This is a genomic window from Bacteroides sp. 1001136B_160425_E2 (assembly GCF_015559655.1).
GTDB lineage: Bacteria > Bacteroidota > Bacteroidia > Bacteroidales > Bacteroidaceae > Bacteroides > Bacteroides luhongzhouii.
Map to the genome: position 1 here is coordinate 1 of NZ_JADMQH010000045.1, position 3,485 is coordinate 3,485.

A 3,485-nucleotide genomic window follows, 5' to 3' on the forward strand; every position below is an offset into this window, starting at 1 on the left:
TGAAAACAGAATACAGATATAAGAGGAAACTTACAACTGAATCCTGGTTCCATTTACACAAAATTGTGGACAGTGTCTTTCTATTTGAACTTATATTTGCAATAATCTGCTCCTGAAATTAGGAATTTAGCCTTTTTGATGTTGAATCGAGTGATTTAGATTCTGTTTTGTGTGAATAAGGATTATGCAACTTGCTTATCCTTCGAGTTTTCGAATTTACTTTGGGCTCATACTGTATATTCCAGATTCTCCGTGAGTTTTATATTCATTTTTTCTGCATAAAGTAATATTCTGTTCTAATGGTAAGAATTACATGGTAAGATAATAGCTTTGCATTTCAATAAGTCAGCATAATCCACTTGATTTCTTTGTCTTTCTCTCCTTTATCCTGTATTTCCTCTTATATTTCTCCTCTTTTTCTTTCTTTTTTTCTCATAAGAAAGAATATATTTGTACCTAAGTTAAACGAAAACCAAAGCATGATATGATAACAACCCAGTTGCTTCGTCCTGAAAGCATTGTTGTAGTAGGGGCATCGAATAATGTACATAAGCCGGGTGGCGCAATATTAAAGAATTTGATAAATGGAGGTTATCAGGGAGAACTTCGGGCGGTGAATCCGAAGGAGAAGGAAGTACAGGGAGTTCCACCGATGGTGCCTGTAGTTCCCATTAAAGTAGTAAATCCTTATGAAGTTTAACTTAAATATATTGTGATATGAAATATTTTGTAATGGAAGAATCTTTGGATAAAAAGATCGTAGGTCGTGATTTCCCGCAAGCGTATAGATTCATTAAAGGATACAATGAGGATGCGTCAAATGCTTTGTTCAGTTTATATAAATATAAAGACACTTTTCCAGATTATGTGCCAAATCTTGATGGAGTGATGTTGGCTGGTTATGCAAAGTTAACAGATTTTGTTAGTAACGGATTTAGTGGTAGCCTATGCATTCTAAGTCCTAAAGCCAAAGCAATCCTTGAGCAATACAATTTGTGTCCTCACCAATTCTATTCGTTTGGGCTATATAAGAAAGAAGTAAAATACGATTATTTTCTCTTAAAATTAGTTTCCAATTATTCGGATTTTGTGGATTATGAAAAAAACTCATTTCGGGAATATGATATAACTAGTGGATATAAGTCCGATCCTTTTTCTGTTAAATCAAAGGAGGAATTTTGGGAAAGAAGAAAAAAAATTAAAGCAGAGAAAGGTATATCCTGGGGTATATGGGGTAACAAACTTGTAATGAACAAAGATTTTAATTGTGAACTGGATTTCTTCGCCATCAGTATACTTGATGCCAATACTTATGTAAGTGAGCGCTTAAAGAATGCAATTGAATCAGCTGGGCTGACAGGCTGGGAGTTTTCTCCAGCAACCAATCTGATAGTTGAAAATTGTCATTAGCTGATATAAATCCAATTATCTTTTAATAACAAGTATTCATCGGCTGCTCTGATATAAAGCGTTGTGCATATATGTCAGGGCAGTTCTCAATTTTCACCAGTAAAACTGTGGATATTTTATTTGAATGAATGATTTAATTGATTTATGTTGCACTGTCCACATCTCTTGGCACTGTTGTTGTAAAAGCCGTGTGCGAATGGTAATTTGACGAAAGATTTGAATAAGAATATTCTTGATATTCAATATAATTTCTTAAATTTACCTCGCCGGATAACTTTTGGTGATGGTAGTAATATTTCATATAGTTATGATGCAACAGGGAAAAAACTACGGACAGTTCATCAGGCAGGTGATACGAGTACTGCCACTGACTATTGCGGCAATGTGATCTATGAAAATGGTATAGCTAAAACGCTGCTTGTGGAAGGCGGCTATGTCTCTTTGTCGGACAATAAGTATCATTGCTATATTCAGGGCCATCAAGGGAATAATTGTGTGGTAGCTGATGAAAATGGAAACATAGAGGAGGTGAATCATTATTATCCTTTTGGTGGTACATTTGCTTCGACTTCATCTGTTCAGCCTTACAAGTATAATGGGAAGGAGCTGGATAGAAAAGGTGGGCTGAATCTGTATGATTATGGGGCGAGACATTGTGATCCGGTGTTGGGACGGTTTATGACTGTGGATCCGTTGGCGGAGAAATACTATTCGATTAGTCCGTATGCGTATTGTGGTAATAATCCTATTATGTTAGTTGATGTCAATGGTAAAGAGTGGGGTATTGTTTTGAATGCCAATGGAACTAAGACTGTAACTCTAGCTGTTAATTTCAATGTTGATTCAAGTCTTAATCTGACATCGTCTCAAATTAATGCATATAAAACAGCTATTAGTACACAGTTAAACAATACATTTCAAGAAGCTTCTGGAGGGATGGTATCAACTGCTGTTACTTTTTATAGTGGAAATGAAAACATATCGCAATCGTTGTCTTTTGGGAAAATGGATGGCACATTAGGAGGGGGCACTACCTATTTTAGTTCTTCTGTGAATTTGTTTAATCCTAAGGGGGAGTTGAGATCACTTTCCAATATAGCTTCGGATGCCACACATGAAGTATTACATACATTAAGGCTAGGACATCCATTTGAATTGACGCAAACAGCAGATACAGAGTTGGTAAGGGTAGCTCCTAACTCTTTTGTATCTACTTCTACAACGGATAAGAATATTGTGAATAATATTATGAACTATCCTCAAATTACTATTGATGGTATGAAAGGCTACGATCTAAATATGTTAACAAAAGGGCAGCTGAATTATATATTAAATGAGATAAACTTACAAAAACGAGGATATGGTTTTGTTCCAAAATATAATTCAGTGTTAACTCCTGAACAAAATGCTAATTTATATAAACAATATTATGAAGACTATTGGCTTAATTTCCCAGGAACTCCTGTTCAGAATCAATAAAACATATCTATTGATTGTTGTAGTGCTATGTATCTGCTCTTGTAATTTAATAAAAGGGCAACAAAAAAGTGATTTTGTTACATATGATAGTTTATCGCAGAAAGAGGTATATACTTTTGTTGAAAAAATGCCTTTTTATAAGGGAGGTGAAGCAGCTTTCATATCTGATTTTAGCAGAAAATTTCGTCCTGTTTATTCTGATACTGAACCTAAACAAACAATCTTGAAAGTTCAGTATGTTATAGATAAAGAAGGGCATTTGATAGGTGCTAGAATTTACAATAAGAAAGAGGGGGATAAGCTTTCGGCTTTTGAAGAAAATGGTTTGAAAGCATTAAATTTAATGCAAAATTGGCAGGCAGGAATTCATGAGGACAAAGCTGTGAATGTAATATTGACAAGAGTAATACATGTAGATATAAATCATACTGATTAAAATTTAGGTATTTTCTTGTTCATCTGTACTTGTAATGTGAACTGTTTTTGTCTTACCCTGGTATAAGTTGGCTAGAAAATAGTCAATTTGTATCAGGGTATTTTATATTATAACTCAAACGGAAATTTAATACAGGATTTAAACAAAAAGATTTCTGAAA

At 34.3% G+C, this 3,485-nt stretch carries 2 protein-coding genes and 2 pseudogenes; all 4 read left to right on the forward strand.

The annotated features are described in order from the left end of the window. Positions 1 to 484: 484 nt before the first annotated feature. A pseudogene (locus tag I2I04_RS22950) lies at positions 485 to 664 on the forward strand (CoA-binding protein); the annotation flags it as partial. Between the two features lie 53 nt (positions 665 to 717). Next, positions 718 to 1,410, forward strand: coding sequence for an imm11 family protein (locus tag I2I04_RS22955; RefSeq protein ID WP_195655932.1), 693 nt, complete (start codon positions 718 to 720; stop codon positions 1,408 to 1,410). A gap of 192 nt (positions 1,411 to 1,602) precedes the next feature. Continuing rightward, positions 1,603 to 2,181, forward strand: a pseudogene (locus I2I04_RS23365) (RHS repeat domain-containing protein); the annotation flags it as partial. 658 nt (positions 2,182 to 2,839) lie between these two features. Then, entirely contained in the window at positions 2,840 to 3,325 is a 486-nt protein-coding gene (locus tag I2I04_RS22965) for a hypothetical protein (protein WP_120068329.1), read from the forward strand. Positions 3,326 to 3,485 lie beyond the last annotated feature (160 nt).

Excerpts from the sequence above, each read along its gene's own strand:
- I2I04_RS22955 (WP_195655932.1), top strand. The coding sequence starts at position 718 with ATGAAATATTTTGTAATGGAAGAATCTTTGGATAAAAAGATCGTAGGT.
- I2I04_RS22965 (WP_120068329.1), top strand. The coding sequence starts at position 2,840 with ATGAAGACTATTGGCTTAATTTCCCAGGAACTCCTGTTCAGAATCAAT.